Raw genomic sequence first — 24,279 nt, 5'->3', positions numbered from 1 at the left:
CTTACGCCGGCCCAATCACATGCTTCACTTCCAGGTAGGCACTTAGCCCCCAGGGGCCAAGTTCACGCCCAATGCCGCTACGCTTGAAGCCGCCCCAGGCGGTGTCAGGCAACACCAGCTGCGCGCTGTTGTACCAAATGCTACCGGCTTTTAGCTGGCGACCAATGCGCTTTGCCCGCTCAGGATCACCGCTAATCACCGTCGCAGCTAATCCATAAACGCTATCGTTGGCGAGTTTAATCGCCTCTGCTTCGCTGGTAATGCTGCGTGCGCAGAGCAATGGGCCAAAAATCTCCTCTTGCCACAAGCGGCTTTCCAGCGGCACATCACGATAAAGCGTCGGCGCTAAAAAGTAGCCCTGCGTGGGTAACGTGCGATGGGTAATATCGCGCACTGCCGTTAGGCCTTCTTGCGCTGCTAAGTCTAAATAGCGTTGTACCGCATCGCGTTGCTTAGCGCTGGTCAACGGTCCTAAGTCAGTGCCTTCAGCCAGTGGGTCGCCCAGGGTTAGCGCATCCATCCGCTCAGCTAATGCGGTGTAGAGTGCTTCTGCTACGTTTTCATGTACCAGTAAGCGCGAAGTCGCTGAACAGATTTGCCCGGCATTAAAGTAGATACCCGCCATTACCCAGTCGGCGGCTTGGGCTGGGTCGGCGTCTTCCATTACCAGGATCGGCGATTTTCCACCTAGCTCTAGGGAGACACTGGCAGTGCGAACGGCAGCAGCTTGCATAACGGCTTCGCCGACTCTGTTACTGCCCGTAAAAGAGATTTTATCTACACCTGGGTGATTGGTTAGCGGTGCGCCAATGCCCTCGCCATCGCCGTTAAGCAGATTCAGTACACCGGCTGGCAGACCAATTTCCAGGGCAATTTCTGCCAGTGCCAACTCGGGGAGCGGCGTCACCTCTGACGGTTTGAGCACTGCGGTGCAGCCTGCCGCCAACGCGGGCGCCAGCTTCCAGGCGCTTGTCACCAGCGGGAAGTTCCAGGGGGCAATCAACCCCACGACGCCCACAGGGTCATGATACGTACGCGCCTCAACGCCCTCCATTTCCACACTAACCAACTCGCCTTGGCGGGCATCCAGTGCTTTGGCCTGCTTAGCGTAATAGCGATAACAGGCAATCGCGTCGTCCAGGTCAATGCCTGCTTCAGCTAGCGGTTTACCGTTATTAGTGGCTGACAGGGTGATTAGCGCTTCTCGACGAGCCTCCAACGCATCGGCAAAGCTATCTAGGTACTTTGCACGCGCAGCTCCACCCAGCGCTTGCCAAGCAGGTTGTGCTTGCTGAGCAGCTTTAACGGCAGCGTCGACATCTGCCGCGTCCCCCGCCGTGACCTGAGCAATGCGCTCTTCGCGATAAGGGTTCATCACATCGAGCATGCGCGTGCCTGTTGAGGCAACCCATTGGTTGTTGATGAACTGCTGATTGATAACTTGCTGGTTGAGTAACGGCATCTACGTATCCTGGTCGGAAATTCTGCACGCACGCTGCCAAGCAGCCGCGTCTATTTCAATGAGTAACGGGCCACTTGAAACGCGCTTAGCGAGTGAGTTTGCAAGCTCCTCAGGGCTTTCAACCCGCACGCTTGGGCAACCAAACCCTTCGGCCAAGGTAAGAAAGTTGGGGGCTTTAATATCCACGCCCAAACGAGCCACACCGTTGGCATCCATATAGCGGCGAATTTCTTCGTAGCCTGCGTTGTGCCACAGCACAATCACCACCGGCAGGCGTTCCTCTACTGCGGTAGCAAGCTCAGCAAGGGTGAACATCACCCCACCATCACCAACAAGCGCCACCACGGGTAGATCAGCACGAGCTAACTGCGCACCTAACGCCGCCGGCAGCCCATAGCCCAAAGTGCCGTAGCCAGTAGAAGCATTGAAGTAGCGTCTTGGCGCTGGCTGGCTGACTAGGTGGTTGCCCGCATACACCGGTGCGGTAGAATCGCCCACCAAAATCGCCTCGGGCAGATGGTCAGCCAGGGTTTTATAAAGCGGTACGAAGTCGCTAAAAGCCGGATCATTAACCAGATTCAGTGCTCCCAACGTAGTGGCAGTTCGTTCAACACCGCGTTCCACACCGTGGCGCTGCAAAGGTTCGGGGAAATGAGCGAGTAGAAGCGCTAGGCAACGTCCGGCATCGCCTACTAAACCAAGCGTTGTATGCTGGTTACGCACCAGTTGTTCAGGGTCGAGGTCAATACGAATCAGCTTACCGTTGAGGTGAAAGCCACCATCAAACACGACATCGTAGTCGGTCTCGCCAAGCTCGGTACCCACCGCCAAAATCACATCGGCGCTGGCCGCCAGTTCGCGCACTGCTGGCAGCGCTGCGTTAGCACCCAAATCTAACGGGTGGTCGCGTCCCAGCAGTCCTTTGGCGTTGATAGTCGTCACCGTAGGGGCATCAAGCCTCTCTACCAGTGCCCGCGCTGCCTCTGGCGCTGCCACACAGCCACCACCTAACAGCAGCAAGGGTTGCTTCGCGGCCTTTAACAAACGGGCAGCTTCGGCAAGCCCTTCTGGATCAGGCGCTGCTCGGTAAAGCGTTGGCGCTTGCCAACTGTCCGGTACCTTCACCGGCGCATTGAACAGATCAATCGGAATTTCAATATGCACCGGGCCTGGGCGCGCACCGCTGAACACGGCAAAGGCGCGGGCCAGCACATCAGGCAGCGTATTAGCATCTAATAGTGTGTGGCTAAAGCGTGCCACGCCGCTAATCATCTGCTGCTGGCTGGGCAGCTCATGCAGCCGACCTTGGCCTAGCCCCAGCGTATCCCGACGGTTAACGCTGGAGATCACCAGCATGGGAATGGAGTCTGCTAATGCTTGGCCCATCGCAGTGGCAATATTGGTCATTCCCGGACCAGTGATAATAAGACATACCCCAGGCTGACCGCTGGCGCGGGCATAGCCGTCGGCCATAAACCCTGCGCCCTGCTCATGGCGCGGGGTTATATGCTGCACGTCGCTGCCTTCCAGCCCACGATAAAGCTCTACCGTATGCACGCCCGGAATACCGAACAGAGTTCGAACGCCATAGGTTTCGCGCAGTAGGCGGATCAACAGTTCGGCACAGGTCATGGTTGAGTGATTGCGCATTGCGTCAGCGTTCATGACAGGCCCTCTCAGAAGAAAAATGTATGGGCCATAAAGGCGATGATCGGTAGTGTAATCGCGGTACGCAGCAAGAAAACCACTGCCAGTTCCCAGAACTTGATGGGGATTTTCGATTTGAGTAGCAGCGCACCAATTTCCGACATATACACCAGCTGTGTCATTGACAAGCAAGCGATCACAAAACGGGTCAGCTCGCTTTCAACATTCGTCGCTAGCACCGCTGGTAAGAACATATCGGCAAACCCGACCAACGTCGCTGGAGCAGCCGCTTGCGCTTCAGGGATACGCAGCAACTCAAGCACCGGCACCATGGGGTAAGAGAGCCAGGTAAACAGCGGAGTAAACTCGGCTAAAATCAGCGCGACGGTGCCGATGGCAAATACCAAAGGCAGCAGTGTCAAAAAGATATCAATCACGTTGAGTAGTGCTAAACGCACCAACTCTTTTGGCCCTGGCGCATCCGCTGCCCGGCGAGTTGCCTGGAGCAAGCTGTAACGAAACAGCCCTACATTTTCGGTGCGCTTCTCGCTTAACTGGCAGCCAACGGGCTCGTAGTAGTCGTTAGATTTTAGCGATAGAGGGGGAATTCGCGCCACGATGATGGCAGCAATCAGCCCTGACACGACTACCGTAAAGTAGAACTGTACGAAGAGATGATTGATATCAACAAAGTTCGTAACCAGTAGACTAAACGCGATGGAAGCCACTGAAAAGTTAGTCGCAATGACCGATGCCTCGCGAGCATTGTAATAACCCTGTTCATACTGTTGGGCGGTGATCAATACACCCACGGTGCCTGACCCCATCCAAGAAGCCGTTGCATCGATAGCGCTGCGTCCAGGAAGATTAAAAATCACCCGAAACGGCTTACGCACCATGGTGCCGATAAATTCCATAAAACCAAATTCGACCAAAAACGGTAGCAGAATCGCCGCAAAGAAGAAGAACGTCAGTAGCACCGGCGCCAAATCATTGAGCATTACGCCGCCAGTAAACGGTGCCGTCACAAATTCTGGGCCGACTTGGAAAAAGGTCATGACGACAAAGATGGCACCTAAGATGCGCATCACTACCCAAATAGTGTCTACGTCAAACATCTCTTGAAAGTGCCCACGTTGCGCCCAGTTAGGCTTTGCCACTTTAACGTAAAGCGTTATCACTACGGACAGACATAGGACTAGCATGGCAATGGCAGGTAGTGCAGAACCAAGCAGCGACTGCAACCCATCGGCCATTAGGCCCATGCCAATATTAATCGTTCCTCCCACTTGAAAAGGCACCAAAAACAAGAGGACGCCAATTAAGGAGGGAATCAAAAACTTCAGCAAATGGGCACGATGAATTGGAGCCGACGGCTCGGCATCATCCAATTTTACTTGAGAGAAAGACATACGGTTCACCTATTAGAAGTGATTATTGGAGGTGGGCTGGTGGCGTCCTGGCAGGCAATAAGCAGCCTGCCATTTCTCTGACCATTAGCGCTTTGTCAGGTAAGCGCTTTTATTTATTAGCTATTTCAGGACAGCTTAATCACTGTGTTTCACGCCCGGCAGCACGCAGAGCATTTCGTACAGCAGTGTGGCGCCCATCAATGCGGTATTACCGCTGGGATCATAAGGAGGCGACACTTCCACTAGATCACAGCCGACGATGTTCAAGCCTGCCGCACCGCGCACAATTTCTAGCCCTTGCGCTGAGGTCAGTCCGCCCATCTCTACCGTTCCCGTTCCTGGCGCAACAGAAGGATCCAAGCCATCGATATCGAAGCTGATATAGACAGGCACATCGCCCATCTGCTCGCGCACTTCTTCCATCAAGGGAGCAAGCGAGCGATGCCAGCACTCTTCAGCGGGAACAACGCGGAAACCCTGGCTTCGGCACCAATCAAAATCTTCGGCGGCATAACCGGTACCACGAAGGCCGATTTGCACCACTTTGCCGTTGGCTAACAGGCCTTCTTCCTGGGCACGGCGAAACGGCGTGCCATGGGCAATCGGCTCACCGAACATGTGCTCGTTTACATCGGCATGGGCATCAATATGGATCAGCCCCACTGGCCCATGTTTTTTGGCAATGGCACGTAAAATGGGCAGTGTCAGGGTGTGTTCGCCACCCAACGTTAGCGGAATGCAGTTGTGTGTAAGCACGTCATCATAAAAGGCCGTGATGATGTCCACACTTTTGGGCAGGTGAAACGTGTTGATGGGCACGTCACCTATATCGGCCACTTGTAAACTTTCAAACGGGGCGGCGCGGGTAGCCATGTTATAGGGTCGAAGCATGCGAGATTCATCACGAATCTGACGTGGGCCAAGACGCGTACCAGGGCGGTTAGACGTACCAATATCCATTGGAATACCGATAAAAGCAGCATCTAAGCCAGCGGCGCTTTCCTGGGTGGGTAAACGCATCATGGTGGCTGGCCCACCAAAGCGCGGCATGCTATTGCCCCCAAGCGGCTGGTTAAAATCAGACATACAGATCTCCTTGGCGTTGTTCATGTTGTAGCGCTGAATAACAACTACATTGCACAGAACATGCCAAGTCTCTAAACGCCCTAACAGTAGGGCTTTCAGCCATTATCGATGCAGTAATGAATCAAAATCACGTACACTTAAGTCATATATGCATCATCGATGCAAAAATGAATCACAGGTTGCTCAAGAGACAATCGCTATGAGTGAAATCGATAAGTGCGTGCTAAAAACCATTGTGGAAACCGCCAACGATCACTTCTTTATCGTCAGCGGAGAGGGTCGAGTGCTTGATATTAGCCCCGGTGCTGAGGCTGTTTATGGTGCGCCCCGGGAAGAGCTGCTAGGCAATAGCGTTTATCAGCTTCAGCAAGCAGGCATCTTGAAGCCATCCATCACCTTAGAAGTGATGCGCACCCACCAGCCAGCCCAACTTATGCAGGTAACAGGCACCGGACGCCGTGTGATTGCTGAAGCCTACCCTGTCTTTGTGAATGGAAAGTTGGAGCGTGTTATCAGCCGCTCCAGAGACTTAACCGATTTACAGCTCCTACAAGACGAATATGCACTACTCCAGAAGCGCTTTAGTGAGCACTTAAAACGTAGCCAAGCAGCCCCCGATGCCGAGGAGCAAGCGCTGGACGACGCGCTGGATAACTTGCAGGCGCGAAGCCACGTTATGCGTGAAGTCGCCTTGCTTCTCAAACGGGTCGCCCCCTCAGACGCTAATGTATTGATGCTGGGAGAGTCGGGCGTGGGAAAAACCGCGTTTGCCAAACAGTTGCACCGTTGGAGCCAACGCCATAACCATCCCTTTATTGAGGTTAACTGTGCGGCCATTCCCGAAAACTTATTTGAGTCTGAGATGTTTGGCTATCAGCCCGGCGCGTTCAGCGGCGCGGCTCGCCAAGGAAAAGCAGGCTTATTAGAGCAAGCAGAAGGTGGCACGCTGTTTCTCGATGAAATCGGTGAGCTTCCCTTATTAATGCAAACCAAACTGCTAAAAGTTATCCAGGACGGAAGCCTTACCCGGTTAGGCGATACACGACCGCGCAAAGTGGACTTTCGCTTAGTTGTCGCCACGAATCAGAATTTAGCAAAACAAGTAGAAGCGGGCCTATTTCGTCTGGACCTTTACTACCGTCTCAACGTCATACCGGTCACGCTTCCCCCTTTACGCGACCGCCGAGAAGATATTCCTGATCTCGTGGAAGCCTGTTTGAAACGCCTTAACCAACGCTATGGGCGACAAAAAATCCTGGGCAACCCAGTATGGTCAACGTTAATGGGAAGCGACTGGCCAGGTAACGTCCGCGAGCTTGAAAACTGGCTAGAAAGAGCCTGGCTATCCAGCCCAACGGATCAAATTGAAGCACCTAGTCCTCACCCCTTTACGGAGCAGCCCCCTGCTAATCTAGCGCAAACTTCAACCTCTTCGTTAGTCGCCGCCTTAGCACCAGAGGAAACCCTAAAGCAGTACCTCGCCAGACTAGAACGCGAAACACTGGAAGCGTTGAGCAAAACGCTCCCTAGCACGTACGCCATCGCTGAGCGGCTGGGGATTAGCCAATCCAGCGTGGTGCGCAGGCTTCAGCGTTATGGCATCAAAGTCACCAAGTGAATTTTCCGCTTGACACAACCGCCGTCATCAACCATCCATGTAAGTGTCATACAACGGCAACACCTTCAACACAAGCTGAACCAATAACAACCAACAGCCGGTGATGTGTGTGCTATGTCAAACCAATCGCGTATTCGCTTGGAACGCGTCACTAAACGTTGGGACGCGACTACTGCCGTCGATGACATCTCCTTCGACGTCACACCTGGGCAATTTGTCATTCTGCTCGGCCCTTCAGGCTGTGGTAAATCCACCACGCTGCGCATGATCGCGGGCCTGGAAGAGGCCAGCGATGGGCGTATTCATATCGGCGAGCGCGACGTTACCCGCCTGCCGCCCGGCGACCGTGGTCTGAGCATGGTGTTTCAGTCCTACGCGCTGTTTCCGCATTTGAGCGTTGCCGACAATATCGTTTTTGGCCTGCGCAGCCGCAAGGTACCCAAAGATGAGCAGCGCCAGCGACTGGCCAAGGTCGCCGAACTGGTTGATTTAACCGATTACCTAGACCGCAAACCTGCGCAACTTTCCGGCGGCCAACGCCAACGGGTTGCTTTGGCGCGCTCAATTATTTCCGAACACCCGATCTGCCTGATGGATGAACCGCTATCCAACCTGGACGCTCGGCTACGCAGCGACATGCGTAGGGAAATCAAAGCACTACAAAGTCGCCTGAATATGACGGTGATTTACGTCACCCACGACCAAGTGGAAGCGATGAGCATGGGAGATCGTGTGCTTCTGATGCAGCACGGCAAAATCGTCCAGGACGGCACCCCCGACGAGCTTTATAACCGCCCCGCTAGCGCTTTTGCCGCCAGTTTTATTGGCAGCCCCGCCATGAACCTGCTGCCACTAGTAGCCGGTAAAGATGGTGCCGTTATCGAAGGCGAACCAAGTACTCCCGTAGCCCCCTTGGACGCCGCTGGCGGACATCTAGGCATCCGCCCGGAAGATATCGAACTGCGTATCGCCCCCGGTTCCGGCGTACCCGCTAACGTATTAAGTGAAGAGTACCTGGGAGCAGATACCATTGCTTATGTGGCAGTGGGGTCGCACACCCTACGCGTGCGGCTTAGCGGCAAGCAGGCACTGACAGGTCAGCCATGTAGCCTCTACTGGACGTCAGAGAATACACACCTTTTCGATGCTGAAGGCCTGCGGCGGGATGACCTGACGACGTTCCCCTTACCCAGCTCATCTCGAAGCGTTCCTCGCCCACCGGCGGTGGGCTCTTTCCAACACTGACAGCAGTACTGACACTTGCGGAGTCTCTTATGCGTTTGCGTACCCCTTTTGCAATGACCGCTCTGGCAGCGGGCTTGTTTAGCGCCGCCCAGGTAAACGCGGATAGCGTCGATCTGACCATGTACTACCCGGTCGCAGTGGGCGGTGCACTCACCGACGTCGTTGATAATCTGGTGGAAGAGTTTGAAAGCGAATACCCCGATATCAATGTGGAAGCGATCTACGCCGGTAACTACGACGACACCCGCGTGCGCGCCATGTCAGCGATGGAAGCGGGTGAAACGCCGCAGCTGTCGGTCATGTTCTCCATCGATCTGTACGAGCTGATTGAGCAGAACGCCATCGTCGCCTTTGATGACCTGGTCGAAACCGATGAAGAGCGCGAATGGCTCGATGGCTTCTACCCAGGGCTGATGGAAAATGGCCAGTTGGATGGCAAAACCTACGGCATCCCCTTCCAACGCTCCACCATCGTACTGTTCTGGAACAAAGACGCCTTTGAAGCCGCTGGCCTAGACCCCGAAACGCCCCCTGAGAATTGGCAAGAGATGGCCGAAATGGCCGCCACCGTGCGCGAAGCCTCCAACGGCGAGCAGTGGGGCGTGATGGTGCCATCGACTGGCTACCCCTACTGGATGTTCCAGGCCTTTGCCTTTCAGAACGGCCACCGGCTAATGAGCGAAGATGGCACCGAGGTCTACTTCGACGACCCCGCAGCGGTTGAAGCGCTGGAGTACTGGGTATCATTGGCCACCGAGCACAATGCCATGCCTAACGGCACCATTGAGTGGGGCACCCTGCGCCAGAACTTCCTGGAAGAGTCCACGGCGATGATGTGGCACACCACGGGCAACCTGACCGCGGTACGCAGCGAAGCCAATTTTGATTTTGGCGTCGCTATGCTGCCGATGAAAACCCAGCGTGGCAGCCCCACCGGCGGCGGTAACTTCTACATTTTTGAAGATACGACAGAAGAAGAGCAGCGCGCAGCGATGACCTTTATCCGCTGGATGACCGCTCCCGAGCGAGCTGCCGCCTGGTCGATTGAAACCGGCTATATGGGCGTTAGCCCCGCCGCCTACGAAACCGACGCGCTGCAAGGCTATGTGGAAGAGTTCCCACCTGCCGCGGTCGCCCGCGACCAGCTTGAACACGGCACGGCAGAGCTTTCCACCTACCAGGGTGGCCGCATTCGCCGCGCCTTGGATAACGCCGTGCAAGCAGCGCTGACCGGCCAAATGACAGCGCAAGAAGCGCTTAGCCAGGCGCAGCAAGAGGCCGATAGCGTGTTACGCCGCTACGCCCGCTAATCGTTAGCCATTTTACTGTTCGCCGGGGCATGCCCCGGCTTTTCCAACTTGCGGTACTTCACTATGTCATTCACCAACCACCGCAAAATGCAGCTCTATGGCGCGCTTCTGCTACTGCCCGCTGCAGTACTGCTGACGACTTTTGCTTATTTACCGACCGTGACGACGGTCATTAACAGTCTGTTTTTACCCGGCTTTCGCGGTGCCCCCACTGAATTCGTAGGCCTTGAAAATTATCAAGTGTTGTTCGATGACCCGACGTTTTGGAAAGTAGCGCGTAACAACTTAATCTACGCCGTCGGTACGATTCCTACGTCTATTGCGCTGGCTTTGGGTATGGCGCTATTCGTCAATGGCAAGCTTCGCGGTCGGGGCTTTGTGCGCATGGCCTACTTTACGCCGACGATTCTACCCATGATCGCTGCCGCCAATATCTGGATGTTTTTCTATGCGCCGCAAATTGGCCTATTCAATAAACTGCTCGGTATGCTGGGCTTTTCTGGGGTGAACTGGCTGGGCGATCCAAACCTTGCATTAAGTTCGGTGATCGTGATGTCGGTGTGGAAGGAGGCCGGCTTTTTTATGATCTTCTACTTGGCGGCGCTACAGAGTATGCCACCCGAGTTAAAAGAGGCGGCTGATTTAGAAGGCACTAGCCGCTGGAGCTTCTTTTGGCGCGTCACCTTTCCACTACTCATGCCCACCACGCTGTTTGTGCTCATCAATGCGCTGATTAACTCGGTACGGGTCGTGGATCACCTATTTATCTTGACCAAGGGTGGGCCCAACAACGCCACCAACCTGCTGCTCTACTACGTCTACGAGAATGCGTTCTCGTTCTTTGACCGCACCACGGCAGCCACCATTACGGTGGTGATTCTGCTAGTGCTCGCGGTAGTGGCCACGCTTAAGTTCACGATTTTAGATCGCAGGACGCACTATCAATGAATACGACCACTGCCTATGCGCACCGCTCCCGCTTCTTCTCAATCCCAACGCTGGAAACCGTGGCCGCGTGGCTACTGGCGATTATTTGGATTTTTCCGCTGCTGTACGCCTTTTGGGCCGCCTTCCACCCTAGCGAGTTTATGGTCAACTTTGCGCTTTTCGCCCCGCTGACGCTGGAGAACTTCACTAACGCCTGGTCTCAAGCACCCTTTGCCCGCTACTACCTGAACACCTTTGCGCTGGTAACGGGAGTAGTGATTGGCCAGTTTGTGGTCTGTACCCTGGCGGCGTTTGCCTTTGCGCGCTTTCCGATTCCAGGCAAGAACGTTCTGTTTATGCTGGTGCTGATTCAGCTCTTTGTGTTCCCAGAAGTGCTGATTGTCGAGAACTACCGCATCGCTAGTGAGCTGGGGCTGATCAACACCATCACCGGGATTGGCTTACCTTATGTGGCTAGCGCCCTGGGTATTTTTCTGCTCCGCCAAACCTTTAAAACCATCCCCCGAGAACTGGAAGACGCCGCGCGTATCGAAGGCTGCAACTGGCTGGAAATTTTGTGGAAGGTGTACGTACCGCTAGCCAAGCCTACCTATCTTGCTTATGGGCTGGTCTCGATTAGCCACCACTGGAATAACTTTATCTGGCCATTAGTGGTGACCAACTCGGTAGAGAGCCGCCCGCTAACGGTAGGGTTAGGGGTATTTTCCGCGCCCGAAACTGGGGTTAACTGGGCGACCGTTAGCGCTGCGACGCTGTTAAGCATCGCCCCGCTGCTAATTGCCTTTTTGCTCTTCCAACGCCAGTTCGTGCAGTCGTTTTTAAGAGCGGGGATTCGCTAGGATCACTATCTTTCTGCACGCCCCTGGCAGTGTTCGCCACGCACTATCGCGGCGGCATCGAAGGTGCCAGTGTCTAGCACCCAGGCGGTGACCAGCTTGGCGGGTGTAACATCAAAGGCAGGGTTCCATACGGGAGCATCGCTGGGTGCCCACACTACGTCGCCAAAGGCACCCGAAACACCGCGTATTTCGGCGCCGTCACGCTGTTCAATAGGAATCTCGGCGCCAGTGGCGCAGGCGGGATCTATCGTGGTGTAAGGGGCCACTACATAGAACGGCACCTGATGATAGTGAGCAATCACCGCCAGCATGTAAGTACCCACTTTGTTGGCGAAGTCACCGTTGGCACAAATGCGGTCGGCACCGACCATGACTTTATCGACTTTCCCCGCGGCCATTAAGCTCGCGGCCATGCTGTCAGCAATCAATTGATAGGGAATGCCTAAGTCGGCCATTTCCCAGGCGGTTAAGCGGCCACCTTGCAGCAGCGGGCGGGTTTCATCCACATACACATGCAGCGTCACACCGCGCTGTTTGGCAACGGCCAGCGCGCCAATGGCGGTGCCAACGCCTGCGGTGGCCAGCGCGCCGGTATTGCAGTGGGTCAATATGCGGTTGCCTGATTGCAAAAGGTCGGCTCCCCGCTCGGCCATACGCTGGCAAAGCGCGCGGTCTTCTGCAAACAGTTCAGCGGCACGCTCAGCCAAGGTGGCAACCCCTTGCTCAAAGCAGGCTTCCATGGCATCCAGGCAGTACATCAGGTTCACTGCGGTGGGACGCGTGGCGCGTAAGCGATCACTTACCAACTGCCAATCACTTTGCGGATGACGCGCGGCGTATTGAGCCAGCACGAAAGCGGCGCTCAAACCAATCAGCGGTGCCCCGCGAATCGCTAGGTTTTTCACCGCATGCTGCCACTCTTCTGGTGAACCACAGCGCACCCACTGTTCCGCCTGGGGCAGTTGGGTTTGATCCAAATACTCAAGGTGGTCGGCATAGACCCGTAAACTGCGTGACTGTAGGTGTGGCATTGCTGGACTCCTTGAGCACTTGAGCTTGACTAGCAGAACAACGGCGCGGCTTATCAGGCGCGAAGCTTATCATATAGAATGGCTGCTACTAGATGAGGCGACGCAGATCCTATGATGACGCTACAAACTGAACTGCTGGCCGCCATTTCATGGGCGGCGCAGCAAGGCTGGACGCCAGCCACTGGCGGTAACTTTTCCGCCCGTACCGAGGCGGGCTATCTTGTCACCGCTTCTGGCCGGGATAAAACCCGCATTCAGGCCGATGACCTCTTGCTCTGCAACCTGGATGGCAAGGTGTTATCCGGTGATGGGAAACCTAGCGCGGAAAGTGATCTTCACGCTGCGCTTTATCGGCTAGACCCGACCATCAACTGCGTGCTGCATACCCATACCCTAGCCAGCACTGTGCTGTCACGGCGCTTTCCAAACGGCATTGAGCTAAGTGGCTTCGAGATGCAAAAAGCCTTAGCGGGCAACGTGACTCATGATGCCTCGGTTCTTTTACCTGTGGTACCAAATTCCCAAGATATGGACGAGCTAGCGGAGCATGTACGCCTCGGCTGGCCGATGCCCTGGGGCTTTTTGGTGGCGGGGCACGGTATTTATGCCGTGGGCGATAGCATCGCTAGTTGCCGTCGGCACTTGGAAGCCATTGAATTTTTACTGTCCTGTGTACTTGAAGAGAGCCGGTGGTCTAAATGAGTAACCCTGCTGTTCGCGCCGTTGTCACCGATATCGAAGGTACCACCACGGATATTAACTTCGTCCATAAGGTGCTGTTTCCCTACGCCCAGGCCAAGCTGCCCGATTTCTTGCGGGCAAATGCTGACTCTCCAGAGGTTGCCGAGCAAATTAGCACCGTGCGCCGCGAAATGGGCGACGCTGATGCCACGCTGGAAGCAGTCATTGCGCAGTTGCTACATTGGATCGAGACTGACCAAAAAGTTACTCCGCTGAAAGCACTGCAAGGTATGGTGTGGGCCGATGGCTATCAGCGTGGCGATTTTAAAGGCCACCTGTATAGCGACGTCGCCCCGGCGCTGCGCCAGTGGCAGCAGGCAGGCAAAGCGCTGTACGTGTATTCGTCAGGTTCCGTGCAGGCGCAGAAGCTGCTGTTTGGCTACAGCGATGAAGGCGACTTAACCCCCCTGTTTAGCGGCTACTTCGACACTCATATTGGCCATAAGCGCGAAGCCACGGCCTACCAGCGAATTATCGCTGAGCTTGACCTGCCACCGGAAGCGGTGCTGTTCTTGTCGGACGTGGTCGAAGAGCTGGACGCCGCCAAGCAGGCGGGCATGCAAACCCTGCAGTTAGTTCGCGAAGGCACCCAGGCGGGCAACACCCACGCGTGCGTTTCCCGCTTTGATGAAATTGCGCTTTAGGAGAGCCTAGAATGTCGCAACTGAAAGTATTTGCTGATCAGAACCCTAACGATGCCCTGCTGGACATCACTGACGGCGAGCAGATAACTGCTGAGCTGAACAAGGTGGGTGTGCTGTTTGAACGCTGGGCAACGCCGGGCGAGATTGCCGACGATGCCACCCAGGAAGATATTTTAGCGCTTTATCAAGACGACATCGACCGGGTTAAAGCCATCGGCGGCTATCAAACCGTCGATGTGCTGCACATGGTGCCCACGCACCCAGACAAAGACGCTATGCGCCAGAAGTTCTTAAACGAACACCGCCATCACGAAGACGAAGTGCGCTTCTTCGTTAAAGGCCAGGGGCTTTTCTGCCTGCATATTGAAGACAAGGTGTATCAGGTACTGTGTACCCGCAATGACCTGATCAGCGTACCCGCGAACACGCCCCATTGGTTTGATATGGGCCCAGCGCCAGAATTCACTGCGCTGCGCTTCTTCGATAACGTTGAAGGCTGGGTGCCTCACTGGACAGAGAGCGATATCGCCGAGAAATTTGATCGCTTGGATCAGCTGTAAGCTGTGAATGGTGAATCGTAAGTTGTGAAGCGTTGGAGATAGTGCAGCCCGCGGGTGCCTCATACGCTCGTCCCTCGCGAGATTCGTTACACCGCGCTACGGGGCTTAACAATAGTTGAGTTGGGCTTATTATGTAGCGTGGCGTAAGCGTCAGCGCACCCGCGAAGCAACGCGCCAGCGTTACCGAGGTTGGCACCGAGGCGGGATCAGCCACAGTGCCATTATCGAGAAGTCCATTATATCGAGAGGGGTAAGAGTTTATAACACCTCTTGCTGGTTATACGCCCTGGCTAAATCCGCCAGTGCGGTAAGCTCACGATAGGCCTCCGGCTCCATAATCAGCGCTTGGCCCATCAGCACATTGCGTGCTTCAAGCTTAGCGCGGAGCGCGGTGTCTTCGATCTCTTCAAAGTCAGCGTTATGGGCCAACGATAAAACGCGACGGTGCATCTCAATGCCGCAATAAGCCAGTGCATCCAGGCGGATCTCTTCAAGCAGTGCATCGCAGGCGTCATCGGCGCTGTTTCCCTGCGCTTCAAACAGCGCCCTGGGGAACAGAATGCCGGTGCGTTCGGTTTGCCATAGGTGGCGAAACTCAGCGTCAAAGTGGGTAAAGCACGCTTCGATCACGTCAAGAATCCACGCTTGGTAGGCATCAAGTTCATCGGCTTGGCGGTGGGCAGGCTGACTGAAGTAGGCCATCAGGAAGTTGGCAACGACCATGCCTAGATCAAAGGCCATTGGGCCATACTGAGAAAATTCGGGATCAATCACACGCACATCTGACGCGGTGGCCATAATTGACCCGGAGTGCAAATCACCATGCAGCATGGTTTCGGTATTCGCGGTGAACTTCATCAACAACCGCTGCACCTTAGCTTTTAAGCGCGTATTACGGCGCAGCTCATCCACTACCGGCGAAAGCTCCGGCGTATGACGGTTCATTTCGGCGCCATAATAGGGGTCGGTAAACACCAGGGATTCGGTAATAGCAGGAATCGCCACGTTGCCTGAAAACAGCCCCACGTCGGCTTTCTTCTCAGGGCTGTTTAACGATAGCTCCGAGCCACGAAACGCCATTCGCGCACAGAATTCACCAATGGTTTCGCCAAGCTGTGTAACCCGCTCACCGTTGATCAGCTTGCGACGCAGAATCGTGTGCGGGTAAAGGTACTCCATGACGATCAGCGCTTGAGGCTTGTCAAAATAGAACACTTCAGGGGCGATGCCTGGCGCACGCTGGGCTTGGCGTACCAGGGCGTAATACTCAAAGTGGGCGCGATAAAGTGGCAACGGCCAGCTCTCACCGACCATACGCACATAGGGTAGCGCTTGCTTTACCACCACGCTTCCCGCACTCCCCGATACAATGAAAACTAGGTTGAGATTGCCATCCCCTACTTCGCGAATCTGCCACTGCCCGGGGTTGTCGCCCACTCGGCTTGCGACTTCTTCTACATCACCTAGCCGCTGCGCCAGGGTGCCGACATCCAATGCCTGATAGGGCTGCTCGTACGCCACCATTTGATTCCTCGCGAAAAATGATGCTTGTTTGTCATACCCCAGCAGGGTTGTCAAATGCCCTCATTTAAAAGACATCAACCTCAGTAATGAGCTTTAAACCACGAGCCAATAACAATGAACATGTCTTGAAAGGGATTTAACACAAAAACCTCACCCCCTTGGCGGCCAAAGGGCTGCGCAGTCTATCGGGTAGTGGACTATCGGTAATCACCGCATGGTAATCAGCAAGCTGACCAGCGGCACAGCGCAGCGGTAGGTCGAATTTAGTTTTATCCAGTACCAGAATGCGATATGCGGCATGGGATAGCAGCGCTTCGCGGGCCATAACTTCGTCATCATTGTAGTCATATAAATGGCCATCACTGTCCATGCCGCCCACGGAGACAATGCCGACATCTACTCGGTAGCGTTGAAAGAAGCGCCAGGCATCGCCGCCAATCACATCTTGATCACGGCGCCGTACCCGCCCACCTGCTACCACCAGTTCGCACTCCATAGTGCACAATTTGATCAGTGCGTGCAGGTTATTGGTCATAACCTGCAGACCTTGCTTATCGCGTAAGGCGTCAGCCAGTTGCTCTACCGTGGTACCGGTACCTAAAAATAGCGATTGGTGATGCTGAACCAGCGAAGCGGCCTGGCGGGCAATCTGACGCTTACCCGCTTGATTAACAATTTGGCGCTGATCGTAGCCAATATTCTCCTGATCGGGAAATGGCAAGACTTCCCCGTGGCGACGCAATACCAACCCTTGCTCAGCCAAGACACGAACATCCCCGCGCAATGTTTGTATCGACACATCAAACTGGTTAGCTAGCGATTCCAGGGGCTGGCGACCTTGCTGGCGCACCTGTGCCAATACGGCACGGCGGCGCTCGTTTAAGCCCATTATTTTCTTCACGTTGGCGACCACCTTAGTAACGAAAGCCTTTTTTTGACAGGCGAAAGCCTACCGCCATCAAACGAAAGCGTAGTGTCACGATGTTGTAAGGCGATGACAGTAGTGTGATCAGTGTTCACCTACTGGAGGTTTTACGATGTTGAAGCGCTCACTGTGCACTGCCGTTACGCTTGCAAGCTTTGCTCTATCGTCATCACTGCTGGCTGATGAAAAATTGGTGCTCTATACCAGCCAACCGAATAGCGATGCCCAACAAACCGTGGATGCCTTTCAGGCCGCCTATCCTGATATTGAGGTGGAGTGGGTACGCGATGGCACCACTCGCCTGATGACTCGCCTACGCTCAGAGCTTTCCGCGGGTGTCAGCAACCCAGACGTACTATTAATTGCTGACAGCATGACCATGACCTCACTCAAGCAAGAGGGCCATTTGCAGGCTTACCTCAGCCCAGAGCGGGAGGCTTATGATGAGGCGCTATACGATCCGGAAGGCTACTTCTACGGCACTAAACTGATCACCACAGGGATTGTGTATAACACCGCTGCCGAGCATCAGCCGCAGCGTTGGCAAGATCTGACGGGGCCTGACTATGAAGGCCTGGTCACAATGCCCAGCCCGCTCTATTCCGGCGCAGCGCTGATTCATATGGCTGCGCTGAGCGACCACCCCGACCTTGGAATGAGCTACTACGAGGCGCTGCAAGCTAATCGTGCAGAAGCTCAGGGCGGGAATGGCGGCGTGTTCAATGCCGTTGCGTCGGGCACGAAGCCCTACGGCATCGTGGTGGATTTTCTGCCGATTCGCGAGGCCGCCAAGGGCTCGCCGGTTGAGTTTGTCTTCCCCGCAGAGGGCGTTAGTGCGGTCACCGAGCCTGTCGCAATTATGCAGGGTGCCAACAACCCGGACGCCGCGCAGAAATTTGTCGATTTCGTGCTTTCTCAACAAGGCCAGGAACTCGTCAGCCAGCAAGGCTACCTGCCTGCCCACCCTGCTGTTGCACCGCCTGAAGGCTTTCCCGCTCGTGATGCTATCCAGCTAATGCCAATCAATATTGAGCAAGCACTGGAGCAGGAAGAGACGTTGAAACAGCGCTTTAGCGACCTGTTTGGCGGCTAACCATGACACCGTCGCTTAACGTTGGCAGCCAGCATCGCTGGCTGCTCAGCCTAATCACACTCACGGTGGTGCTATTAAGCCTAGCGCCTAGCCTGCGGCTACTGGCTGAGGCACTTAGTGACCTTGGCCAGGGCAGCGAATCACCGCTATGGAAGGTGCTTAACGCAGCGAGTACCTGGCGAGCGCTGTGGCACAGTGTGTATACCTCGGGCCTTGGCATGTTGATTGCGCTGGTGCTCGGTAGCCTATTCGCCTTCGTGATTACGCTGACCGACATCCGTGGCAAAGCGTGGCTTGTGTTCTGCTTTATGCTGCCGATGATGATTCCCCCCCAGGTGACGGCGCTGAGCTGGCTCCAGCTGTTCGGCCCCGCCAGCCCGTTGCTGAAAAGCATTGGTATGGCGCCGCCGCTGGGCAGCCCCCAGCCGCTCTACTCAGCGGAAGGCATTGCGCTGTTGCTGGGAATTCAAAGCGCACCGCTGGTCTTTTTAGCGCTGCGCACCTCACTGATCTCACTCCCCCGCGAGCTTATCGAAGCAGCCCGTATCAGCGGCGCGCGCCAGACCCAAGTCTGGGGGCAGATTATTTTGCCAGTCACTCGACACGGTTTAATCGCCGGGGCGGCGATGGCGTTTATTTCTAGCCTGGGCAACTTCGGCATTCCTGCCATGCTGGGGATTCCAGCGGGCTACTACGTTTTACCAACGCTGATCTACCAGCGTATGGCTAGCTTTGGTACTGGCGTGTTGGCGGAAATGGCAGCGCTATCGTTATTGATTGGTGTGCTGGCACTGGCAGGCGTTGCCTTACAGCAGTACTGGATGAATCGCAGCCGCTTTGGCTTAGGCGGCCATAGCGGTCGCTCTCATGACTTTACCCTGGGCCGCTTTCGGCCAGCGGTGACGACCGCACTCGTCGGCGTTTTATTGGTGATTCTCGTCGCGCCACTCGCAGCGCTGGTGGTCAGCTCATTGGTGCCCGCCATGGGCGTTCCCCTTAGCTTCGATAGCGTGACATTAAACGCCTATCACGAAGTGATTGGCCGCCAAGGCGCCACCTGGCGCGCTGTACGCAACAGCCTATGGTTAGCAGGCGGTGCCGCGCTGGTGCTTATGCTGTGCAGCCTGCCGCTAGCGTATCGCCTGCAGCGGCTGCCACCTCGTCTCCAGCAGCTGACGCTCAGCGCTATTGAACTGCCCTATGCACTACCTGGTGTGGTGCTGGCGATCGCCTGCATTTTGCTGTTCGTACGCCCTCTGCCGCTGATCAACGTAGCGCTCTACGGCACGCTAGGACTGATCTTTGTGGCCTATCTGGCGCGTTTCTTAGTGGTATGCCTCAAACCCGTTAGCGCCAGCCTGGCCCAGCTTGATCCCTCCTTGGAAGAAGCCGCACAACTGGCGGGGGCAGGCCCGTGGCGGCGACTAACCACGATCGTACTGCCACTGATTGCGCCATCGCTATTTGCCGGGGGGCTGTTGGTCTTCCTGTTGGCGGTGAACGAGCTGACGGTATCGGCACTGCTTTGGAGCGCTGGCAACGAAACGTTGGGCGTATTGATTTTTAACCTTGATGAGGGCGGTGAAAGCGTGCTGGCATCGGCGGTATCGGTACTGGTGGTCCTAATGGTCGCCACGCTGATGCTGTCGCTCAGCCTGCTTGCCCCCCGTTTACCCAAAGGAGTCGTGCCATGGCAGGGCTAGCAATTCAACAGGTCACCAAACAGTTTGGCGACCATCGCGCGGTCAATGACCTCTCGCTAGAGATTGCGCCAGGGGAGTTTGTGGCACTGCTGGGCCCCAGCGGCTGCGGTAAAACCACCATGCTACGTATGCTGGCGGGGTTCGAAAACGTCACTGGCGGCGAAATACGCCTGAACGATACGCTGCTCGCCAGCCGCCATCACCATTTACCACCAGAGCAGCGCAACATGGCGATGGTGTTTCAGTCATACGCGCTCTGGCCGCATATGAACGTGGCCGACAACGTCGGTTACCCACTCAAACTGCGCCGCATTCAGGGCAGTGAATATCAACGCCGAGTTGCTCATGCACTGGCTCAGGTAGCCTTGGAACCCTATGCACAGCGTTCGCCACAGGAGCTAAGCGGTGGTCAGCGCCAGCGGGTCGCGCTAGCCCGCTGTCTAGTGACCGACCCTGCGGTTGTACTGCTGGATGAGCCGCTGGCCAATCTAGACCGTAATCTGCGTGCCTCCATGGAACACAGCTTTGTGGATTTCCACCGCCGTACCCGCGCGACGATGGTGTACGTCACTCACGATCAAAGCGAAGCCATGGCGATGGCCGACCGCATTGCCGTAATGCGCGACGGTGAGCTAGTACAGTGGGCAACGCCCGAAGCGCTTTATCGCCAACCGCGCAGCGAATGGGTGGCCAGCTTTATCGGTCAAGGTAGCCAGTTGGCCATTGCCAACGGCGCGCCAGGGCAGCGGCTAACGGAAAGTGCCCTGATGCAGGGGCTGGCTGCGGCACACAACTCCCGCGCCCAAGCTGCACGTCAACCCGTCCTGGTTCGCCCCGAGCATATTCGCGTAGACGCCCAAGCTCCCAATGAACATGACCTTACCGGGCGCGTCGAGCGGCTAACCTTTCGTGGTGAACGCTATGAGTTACACCTGCGCCTGCCCAGCGGTGAAGCATTGCTGGCTTACCATCACTGCGCGCTTGAAGAGGATCAGCAAGTCGCTTTGCGGCTACTAGAAGGCTGGTGCCTGGAGCCTGACCAATGAGCGCCCATGTTCATCTATTAAGTGGGTTGGGTGATAAAGGTCCTGCGGCTATCTTGGTCGAAACCAACGGCAAACGACTGCTGCTGGATGCAGGGGGTGCGCTGCACCCTGGGGAACCTATCACCTGGGCAGGTGACTTGGACGTAGACGCTATTCTGATTAGCCACGACCATATTGACCATATCGGTGGTGTTGCTGAACTGCCCGATACCATCCCGCTCTACTGCACGCCCTTAGTCGCTAACGCATTGCCGAAACACCGCGCTTGGCAGCCTTTGCCAGCACGTGGAAGCCTTATGGTCGAAGGTATCAAGGTGACCACCGGACAGGCTGGGCACTCGCTGGGCGGCGTTTGGCTGCACTTGGACGTGGATGGCGGTATTTTCTACAGTGGCGATGCCTGTTTTGAATCCCGTTTGTTTCCTTTCGATACACCGCCACCTGCACGCACGGCGCTGCTGGACGCTTCCTATGGCAACTACGACCAACCCCAGGAAAGCTGCGTGCAGGCTATTCGTCTGCAGCTTGACCAGCCGTTAGTATTACCGGTGCCTGAAACAGGGCGCGCCCTGGAAATGGCCCTGTGGCTGTCGGAAGAGGCAGACCATCGTCAGCGGCCTTTCGCCATTGACCCGATTATTCGCGATAACCTCGCCGCACTGCTAGCACTGCCAAGCGACTTACGCCGCCCAGGTCTCGACAGTGCGATTAGCGCACTGCTAGAACGGCGGAATGCTTCGCAGCCAGCGCTGCAGTTGGTCAGTGATCGCAATGATACGCCCGACCAATGGCCCAATTACCAGCTTCTGCACACTGGTTACTTAACACCTGAACGCCAAACTCAGCTTGCCGCAGGCGAGATAAGCTGGCAACGCTGGAATGTTCATCTGCGTGCATCTCATCTGGTAGCGCTTGCCGACCAGCTAAGGGCCACTCAGGTAGTGCCGCTATTTACCCCGCTCACTGGACACTGCTTAAGCAAATGGCGCCAACGCCTGGGACAGCGGCTACGCATCCATCGCACCTTAGAGATTCAACCGCATACGGCCACGCGCCCTACCGCCCATTTAACCGTTTAGGAAATTAATAATGTCCGCAGTGATTGTTGATGTTGACGGCACGCTTGCCGAATTCCACCCCACCGATGTACACGAGTGGGTTCTTGGCCCCGCCAAGCAGTGGGATCCTTTTTTTGCCCATATGGCTGAAGCGCCGGTGATCGACGCGGTAGCCAAGCTGGTTAAGATCCTGAAGGCCCAAGGCCAACAGATCGTTATCTGCAGCGGCCGACCTGACAGCCACCGTGAGCACACCCAGCGCTGGTTAGAGCGCCACACCATTCCCTTTGATGCTATGTACCTGCGCCCGCAAGGCGATGACCATGTAGATGATGAAGAGGTGAAAGCCTCGCTACTCAATCAAATGCGTAGCGACGGCTTTGCGCCTTGGCTGGTGCTGGATGACCGTGACGCGGTAGTCGCCCAGTGGCGCGCACTCGGACTTACTTGCCTGCAGTGCGCACCGGGAGATTTTTAAGGAAACGGCAATACACTGACGCCCCGCTTAGCGGGGCGTCAGTGGCAATATCTGCGTTGTGTTAGCGGTGGTCAGCCTGCAAATGAGGCGTACATAATCACCACTAATACCACAAGCACAATACCGGTTGGCACAGCGCCCTTCCAAGGCGTGAGATCGACATCGCCCGAATCTTCTTGCACCCAGGCGGTGGCGCGGGGACGCAACTTACCAATGATCAGCATCACGGCAACCAACAGCACGAACACAGCGGCGACAAAGTGGAACTCATGCATTACCATCGGCAGCTTGTTAAACGGCGGAACAAAGTAGCCAGCGGCGATCAGCAAACAGCCCCCTACCAACGCTACTTTAGCCGCCATGGGAGGCACGCGTTTCGTCAGAAGCCCCACCAGAACAACCGCCAAAATAGGGATAAAGTAAATCGCATTCATCTTCTGTAGGTAGCCAAACAGGCTATCCTGGCCTGCCAACAGCGGCGCAATAATCATGGTCGTTACGGCCATAATCCAGCCAAATACCTTGCCTGATTTCACGACCTCTTCTTCAGTGGCATCTTTTTTCAGCACACCTTTATAGATACCCAGGCTGAAAATCGTGGTGGTGCTGTTTAGCGCCGAGTTAAACGAGGAGAGAATCGCCCCGACCATTACCGCAGCAAAGAAGCCTGTTAGGTACGGCGGCAACACGTTAAACACCAAGTGGCCATACGCTTCGTCCGCGCGAACGCCTTGGTCGGCGTAAAGGTGGTAAGCAATGATCCCCGGCAGCACCAGATAGAGCGGGCCTAACAGTTTAAAGAAGCCGGTCAGCAACACGCCTTTTTGGCCTTCTGCGAGGTTTTTTGCCGCAAAGGTGCGCTGAATAATTTGCTGGTTCGTCGTCCAGTAAAACAGGTGTAGCAACAGGACGCCGGTAAAAATAGTCGAGAACGGTACCTGCTGGTCAGGACCGCCTACCGAGTTAAATTTACTCGGATCGCTCTCTTTCAGAATGCTCCAGCCTTCCATGATGCCACTGCCATTGCTCACTGCCTGAAGGCCGAAGTAAACAATCACGAAACCGCCAATTAGCAGCCCCACCCCATTCAATGTATCCGATACTGCCACCGTACGCAGACCGCCAAATAGCGCATACACCGCACCAATTAAACCGACCACCCATACCGTGCCCCATAGCAGCGCCGTACTCGACTGAATACCGGTAAGCCCTTGAAGATCAAGCATGCCCTGTAAACCAATAGCCCCTGAATAGAGAATGATAGGCAACAGCACAACGGCGTAAGCAATCAAGAAAATTACATTGGCAATCAGCTGAGTACCGTTATCAAAACGTATTGCCAACAGCTGGGGGAGCGTTGCAATTCCACTTTTAAGAAAGCGCGGTAGGAAAAACAGCGCCAGTGCTACCAAAGCGATCACCGCAATCACTTCCCAGGCCATAACACTCAGACCATCGGTAAACGCGGAACCGTTTAGCCCAACCATCTGCTCAGTTGAGAGATTGGTCATCAGCATTGAGGCGGCTATTAGTGGAAAGGTTAGTGTCCTTCCGGCTAAGAAATAGCCACTCGTACTTCGGTGATCATCTCTGCGCGTGATGCGCCACGTAACAAAGGCCACCAGGCCGGTAAAAAAGAGAAACGATGCCAGCGTTAGGGCATGCATGGGAAGGTCCTTGGGAGTAGTCGCTTATCGGCAGGCGACGCAGTGAATGTAGGTAAAATTACCAATATGCGCGGGCATTCTAAGGAGATGAAACGATTCAACTATTATTCTTTAGTAGCAACAAAGAATAAACAAGACGGTTTTTTTACTACCTCGACACTCTTTTTACAAGTCGCTACGGTGGTTAGTCACTACGGAAGGAGAGGCTAAGTCACAAGATCTAAGCCACACGAGCTAAGTCA

21 protein-coding genes are annotated in these 24,279 nt (G+C 55.4%); 13 read left to right on the top strand and 8 right to left on the bottom strand.

Annotated features, from left to right (window positions below; translation table 11 throughout):
* Nucleotide 1: 1 nt before the first annotated feature.
* The 4 genes from JFC11_RS09900 to speB all read right to left on the bottom strand — a co-directional run bounded on the left by JFC11_RS09900 (nt 2) and on the right by speB (nt 5,607).
* The gene (locus JFC11_RS09900; RefSeq protein WP_198349473.1) at nt 2-1,462 is read right to left on the bottom strand and encodes an aldehyde dehydrogenase family protein; all 1,461 of its coding nucleotides are present in this window, start codon (nt 1,460-1,462) and stop codon (nt 2-4) included.
* Nucleotides 1,463-3,127, bottom strand: coding sequence for a 5-guanidino-2-oxopentanoate decarboxylase (locus JFC11_RS09895; RefSeq protein ID WP_198349472.1), 1,665 nt, complete (start codon nt 3,125-3,127; stop codon nt 1,463-1,465).
* Nucleotides 3,128-3,138: 11 nt separating this feature from the next.
* On the bottom strand, nt 3,139-4,521 hold the full coding sequence (locus JFC11_RS09890) for a YjiH family protein (RefSeq protein ID WP_198349471.1): 1,383 nt from the start codon (nt 4,519-4,521) through the stop codon (nt 3,139-3,141).
* Between the two features lie 135 nt (nt 4,522-4,656).
* Nucleotides 4,657-5,607, bottom strand: coding sequence for an agmatinase (speB, locus tag JFC11_RS09885; protein WP_120386294.1), 951 nt, complete (start codon nt 5,605-5,607; stop codon nt 4,657-4,659).
* Between the two features lie 199 nt (nt 5,608-5,806).
* On the opposite strand from speB, the gene JFC11_RS09880 reads away from it, so the two are divergent.
* The 5 genes from JFC11_RS09880 to JFC11_RS09860 all read left to right on the top strand — a co-directional run bounded on the left by JFC11_RS09880 (nt 5,807) and on the right by JFC11_RS09860 (nt 11,567).
* Complete coding sequence (locus tag JFC11_RS09880) at nt 5,807-7,225, top strand: sigma-54 interaction domain-containing protein (RefSeq protein WP_038478494.1); 1,419 nt, start codon at nt 5,807-5,809, stop codon at nt 7,223-7,225.
* Nucleotides 7,226-7,339: 114 nt separating this feature from the next.
* The gene (locus JFC11_RS09875; RefSeq protein ID WP_198349470.1) at nt 7,340-8,470 is read left to right on the top strand and encodes an ABC transporter ATP-binding protein; all 1,131 of its coding nucleotides are present in this window, start codon (nt 7,340-7,342) and stop codon (nt 8,468-8,470) included.
* A gap of 29 nt (nt 8,471-8,499) precedes the next feature.
* Nucleotides 8,500-9,780: an ABC transporter substrate-binding protein gene (locus tag JFC11_RS09870; RefSeq protein ID WP_038478500.1), complete on the top strand. Its 1,281-nt coding sequence runs from the start codon at nt 8,500-8,502 to the stop codon at nt 9,778-9,780.
* Nucleotides 9,781-9,843: 63 nt separating this feature from the next.
* Nucleotides 9,844-10,728 (top strand): carbohydrate ABC transporter permease, encoded by an 885-nt coding sequence (locus JFC11_RS09865; protein ID WP_038478503.1) that lies wholly within the window; start codon nt 9,844-9,846, stop codon nt 10,726-10,728.
* Entirely contained in the window at nt 10,725-11,567 is an 843-nt protein-coding gene (locus tag JFC11_RS09860) for a carbohydrate ABC transporter permease (RefSeq protein WP_198349469.1), read from the top strand. Before JFC11_RS09865 ends, JFC11_RS09860 begins: the two co-directional genes overlap by 4 nt.
* Before the next feature lie 5 nt (nt 11,568-11,572).
* Here the strand turns inward: JFC11_RS09860 and mtnA are convergent, their stop codons facing one another.
* A complete protein-coding gene (gene mtnA, locus JFC11_RS09855; protein ID WP_198349468.1) occupies nt 11,573-12,598 on the bottom strand; it encodes an S-methyl-5-thioribose-1-phosphate isomerase in 1,026 nt (341 codons plus the stop codon).
* 111 nt (nt 12,599-12,709) lie between these two features.
* On the opposite strand from mtnA, the gene mtnB reads away from it, so the two are divergent.
* From mtnB to JFC11_RS09840, 3 genes are read left to right on the top strand one after another with little or no spacing between them, the layout of a single operon-like run.
* Nucleotides 12,710-13,300: a methylthioribulose 1-phosphate dehydratase gene (mtnB, locus tag JFC11_RS09850; protein WP_038478512.1), complete on the top strand. Its 591-nt coding sequence runs from the start codon at nt 12,710-12,712 to the stop codon at nt 13,298-13,300.
* The gene (mtnC, locus tag JFC11_RS09845) at nt 13,297-13,983 is read left to right on the top strand and encodes an acireductone synthase (protein ID WP_038478515.1); all 687 of its coding nucleotides are present in this window, start codon (nt 13,297-13,299) and stop codon (nt 13,981-13,983) included. Before mtnB ends, mtnC begins: the two co-directional genes overlap by 4 nt.
* Nucleotides 13,984-13,994: 11 nt before the next feature.
* Nucleotides 13,995-14,543, top strand: a complete 549-nt coding sequence (locus JFC11_RS09840; protein WP_120386289.1) for a 1,2-dihydroxy-3-keto-5-methylthiopentene dioxygenase — start codon at nt 13,995-13,997, stop codon at nt 14,541-14,543.
* 258 nt (nt 14,544-14,801) lie between these two features.
* Here JFC11_RS09840 and mtnK read toward each other — a convergent pair whose 3' ends face one another.
* Nucleotides 14,802-16,067, bottom strand: a complete 1,266-nt coding sequence (mtnK, locus tag JFC11_RS09835; protein ID WP_232482850.1) for an S-methyl-5-thioribose kinase — start codon at nt 16,065-16,067, stop codon at nt 14,802-14,804.
* A 136-nt stretch (nt 16,068-16,203) separates the two neighbouring features.
* Nucleotides 16,204-16,956 carry a DeoR/GlpR family DNA-binding transcription regulator gene (locus tag JFC11_RS09830; protein WP_038478524.1) on the bottom strand — a complete coding sequence of 251 codons (753 nt, stop codon included), beginning with the start codon at nt 16,954-16,956 and terminating at the stop codon, nt 16,204-16,206.
* 148 nt (nt 16,957-17,104) lie between these two features.
* Here JFC11_RS09830 and JFC11_RS09825 point away from each other — a divergent pair, with 148 nt between their 5' ends.
* From JFC11_RS09825 to JFC11_RS09805, 5 genes are read left to right on the top strand one after another with little or no spacing between them, the layout of a single operon-like run.
* Nucleotides 17,105-18,085 carry an ABC transporter substrate-binding protein gene (locus JFC11_RS09825; RefSeq protein ID WP_198349467.1) on the top strand — a complete coding sequence of 327 codons (981 nt, stop codon included), beginning with the start codon at nt 17,105-17,107 and terminating at the stop codon, nt 18,083-18,085.
* 2 nt (nt 18,086-18,087) lie between these two features.
* Nucleotides 18,088-19,788: an ABC transporter permease gene (locus tag JFC11_RS09820; protein ID WP_198349466.1), complete on the top strand. Its 1,701-nt coding sequence runs from the start codon at nt 18,088-18,090 to the stop codon at nt 19,786-19,788.
* Nucleotides 19,776-20,834 carry an ABC transporter ATP-binding protein gene (locus JFC11_RS09815; protein WP_198349465.1) on the top strand — a complete coding sequence of 353 codons (1,059 nt, stop codon included), beginning with the start codon at nt 19,776-19,778 and terminating at the stop codon, nt 20,832-20,834. Before JFC11_RS09820 ends, JFC11_RS09815 begins: the two co-directional genes overlap by 13 nt.
* Complete coding sequence (locus JFC11_RS09810) at nt 20,831-21,913, top strand: MBL fold metallo-hydrolase (RefSeq protein WP_198349464.1); 1,083 nt, start codon at nt 20,831-20,833, stop codon at nt 21,911-21,913. The genes JFC11_RS09815 and JFC11_RS09810 overlap by 4 nt, the downstream gene beginning before the upstream one ends.
* Nucleotides 21,914-21,923: 10 nt before the next feature.
* Complete coding sequence (locus tag JFC11_RS09805; protein WP_038478536.1) at nt 21,924-22,370, top strand: phosphatase domain-containing protein; 447 nt, start codon at nt 21,924-21,926, stop codon at nt 22,368-22,370.
* A gap of 71 nt (nt 22,371-22,441) precedes the next feature.
* Here the strand turns inward: JFC11_RS09805 and JFC11_RS09800 are convergent, their stop codons facing one another.
* Entirely contained in the window at nt 22,442-24,037 is a 1,596-nt protein-coding gene (locus JFC11_RS09800) for a solute:sodium symporter family transporter (RefSeq protein ID WP_038478539.1), read from the bottom strand.
* Nucleotides 24,038-24,279 lie beyond the last annotated feature (242 nt).

This window comes from Vreelandella alkaliphila, assembly GCF_016107625.1.
GTDB lineage: Bacteria > Pseudomonadota > Gammaproteobacteria > Pseudomonadales > Halomonadaceae > Vreelandella > Vreelandella alkaliphila.
This window is presented reverse-complemented; position numbering and strand designations above follow the sequence as displayed.

Excerpts from the sequence above, each read along its gene's own strand:
- JFC11_RS09895 (WP_198349472.1), bottom strand. The coding sequence starts at position 3,127 with ATGAACGCTGACGCAATGCGCAATCACTCAACCATGACCTGTGCCGAA.
- JFC11_RS09830 (WP_038478524.1), bottom strand. The coding sequence starts at position 16,956 with ATGGGCTTAAACGAGCGCCGCCGTGCCGTATTGGCACAGGTGCGCCAG.
- JFC11_RS09825 (WP_198349467.1), top strand. The coding sequence starts at position 17,105 with ATGTTGAAGCGCTCACTGTGCACTGCCGTTACGCTTGCAAGCTTTGCT.
- JFC11_RS09875 (WP_198349470.1), top strand. The coding sequence starts at position 7,340 with ATGTCAAACCAATCGCGTATTCGCTTGGAACGCGTCACTAAACGTTGG.
- JFC11_RS09815 (WP_198349465.1), top strand. The coding sequence starts at position 19,776 with ATGGCAGGGCTAGCAATTCAACAGGTCACCAAACAGTTTGGCGACCAT.
- JFC11_RS09880 (WP_038478494.1), top strand. The coding sequence starts at position 5,807 with ATGAGTGAAATCGATAAGTGCGTGCTAAAAACCATTGTGGAAACCGCC.
- JFC11_RS09870 (WP_038478500.1), top strand. The coding sequence starts at position 8,500 with ATGCGTTTGCGTACCCCTTTTGCAATGACCGCTCTGGCAGCGGGCTTG.
- JFC11_RS09840 (WP_120386289.1), top strand. The coding sequence starts at position 13,995 with ATGTCGCAACTGAAAGTATTTGCTGATCAGAACCCTAACGATGCCCTG.
- JFC11_RS09860 (WP_198349469.1), top strand. The coding sequence starts at position 10,725 with ATGAATACGACCACTGCCTATGCGCACCGCTCCCGCTTCTTCTCAATC.
- mtnC (WP_038478515.1), top strand. The coding sequence starts at position 13,297 with ATGAGTAACCCTGCTGTTCGCGCCGTTGTCACCGATATCGAAGGTACC.
- speB (WP_120386294.1), bottom strand. The coding sequence starts at position 5,607 with ATGTCTGATTTTAACCAGCCGCTTGGGGGCAATAGCATGCCGCGCTTT.
- mtnA (WP_198349468.1), bottom strand. The coding sequence starts at position 12,598 with ATGCCACACCTACAGTCACGCAGTTTACGGGTCTATGCCGACCACCTT.
- mtnK (WP_232482850.1), bottom strand. The coding sequence starts at position 16,067 with ATGGTGGCGTACGAGCAGCCCTATCAGGCATTGGATGTCGGCACCCTG.
- JFC11_RS09900 (WP_198349473.1), bottom strand. The coding sequence starts at position 1,462 with ATGCCGTTACTCAACCAGCAAGTTATCAATCAGCAGTTCATCAACAAC.
- mtnB (WP_038478512.1), top strand. The coding sequence starts at position 12,710 with ATGATGACGCTACAAACTGAACTGCTGGCCGCCATTTCATGGGCGGCG.
- JFC11_RS09800 (WP_038478539.1), bottom strand. The coding sequence starts at position 24,037 with ATGCATGCCCTAACGCTGGCATCGTTTCTCTTTTTTACCGGCCTGGTG.
- JFC11_RS09810 (WP_198349464.1), top strand. The coding sequence starts at position 20,831 with ATGAGCGCCCATGTTCATCTATTAAGTGGGTTGGGTGATAAAGGTCCT.
- JFC11_RS09890 (WP_198349471.1), bottom strand. The coding sequence starts at position 4,521 with ATGTCTTTCTCTCAAGTAAAATTGGATGATGCCGAGCCGTCGGCTCCA.
- JFC11_RS09820 (WP_198349466.1), top strand. The coding sequence starts at position 18,088 with ATGACACCGTCGCTTAACGTTGGCAGCCAGCATCGCTGGCTGCTCAGC.
- JFC11_RS09865 (WP_038478503.1), top strand. The coding sequence starts at position 9,844 with ATGTCATTCACCAACCACCGCAAAATGCAGCTCTATGGCGCGCTTCTG.
- JFC11_RS09805 (WP_038478536.1), top strand. The coding sequence starts at position 21,924 with ATGTCCGCAGTGATTGTTGATGTTGACGGCACGCTTGCCGAATTCCAC.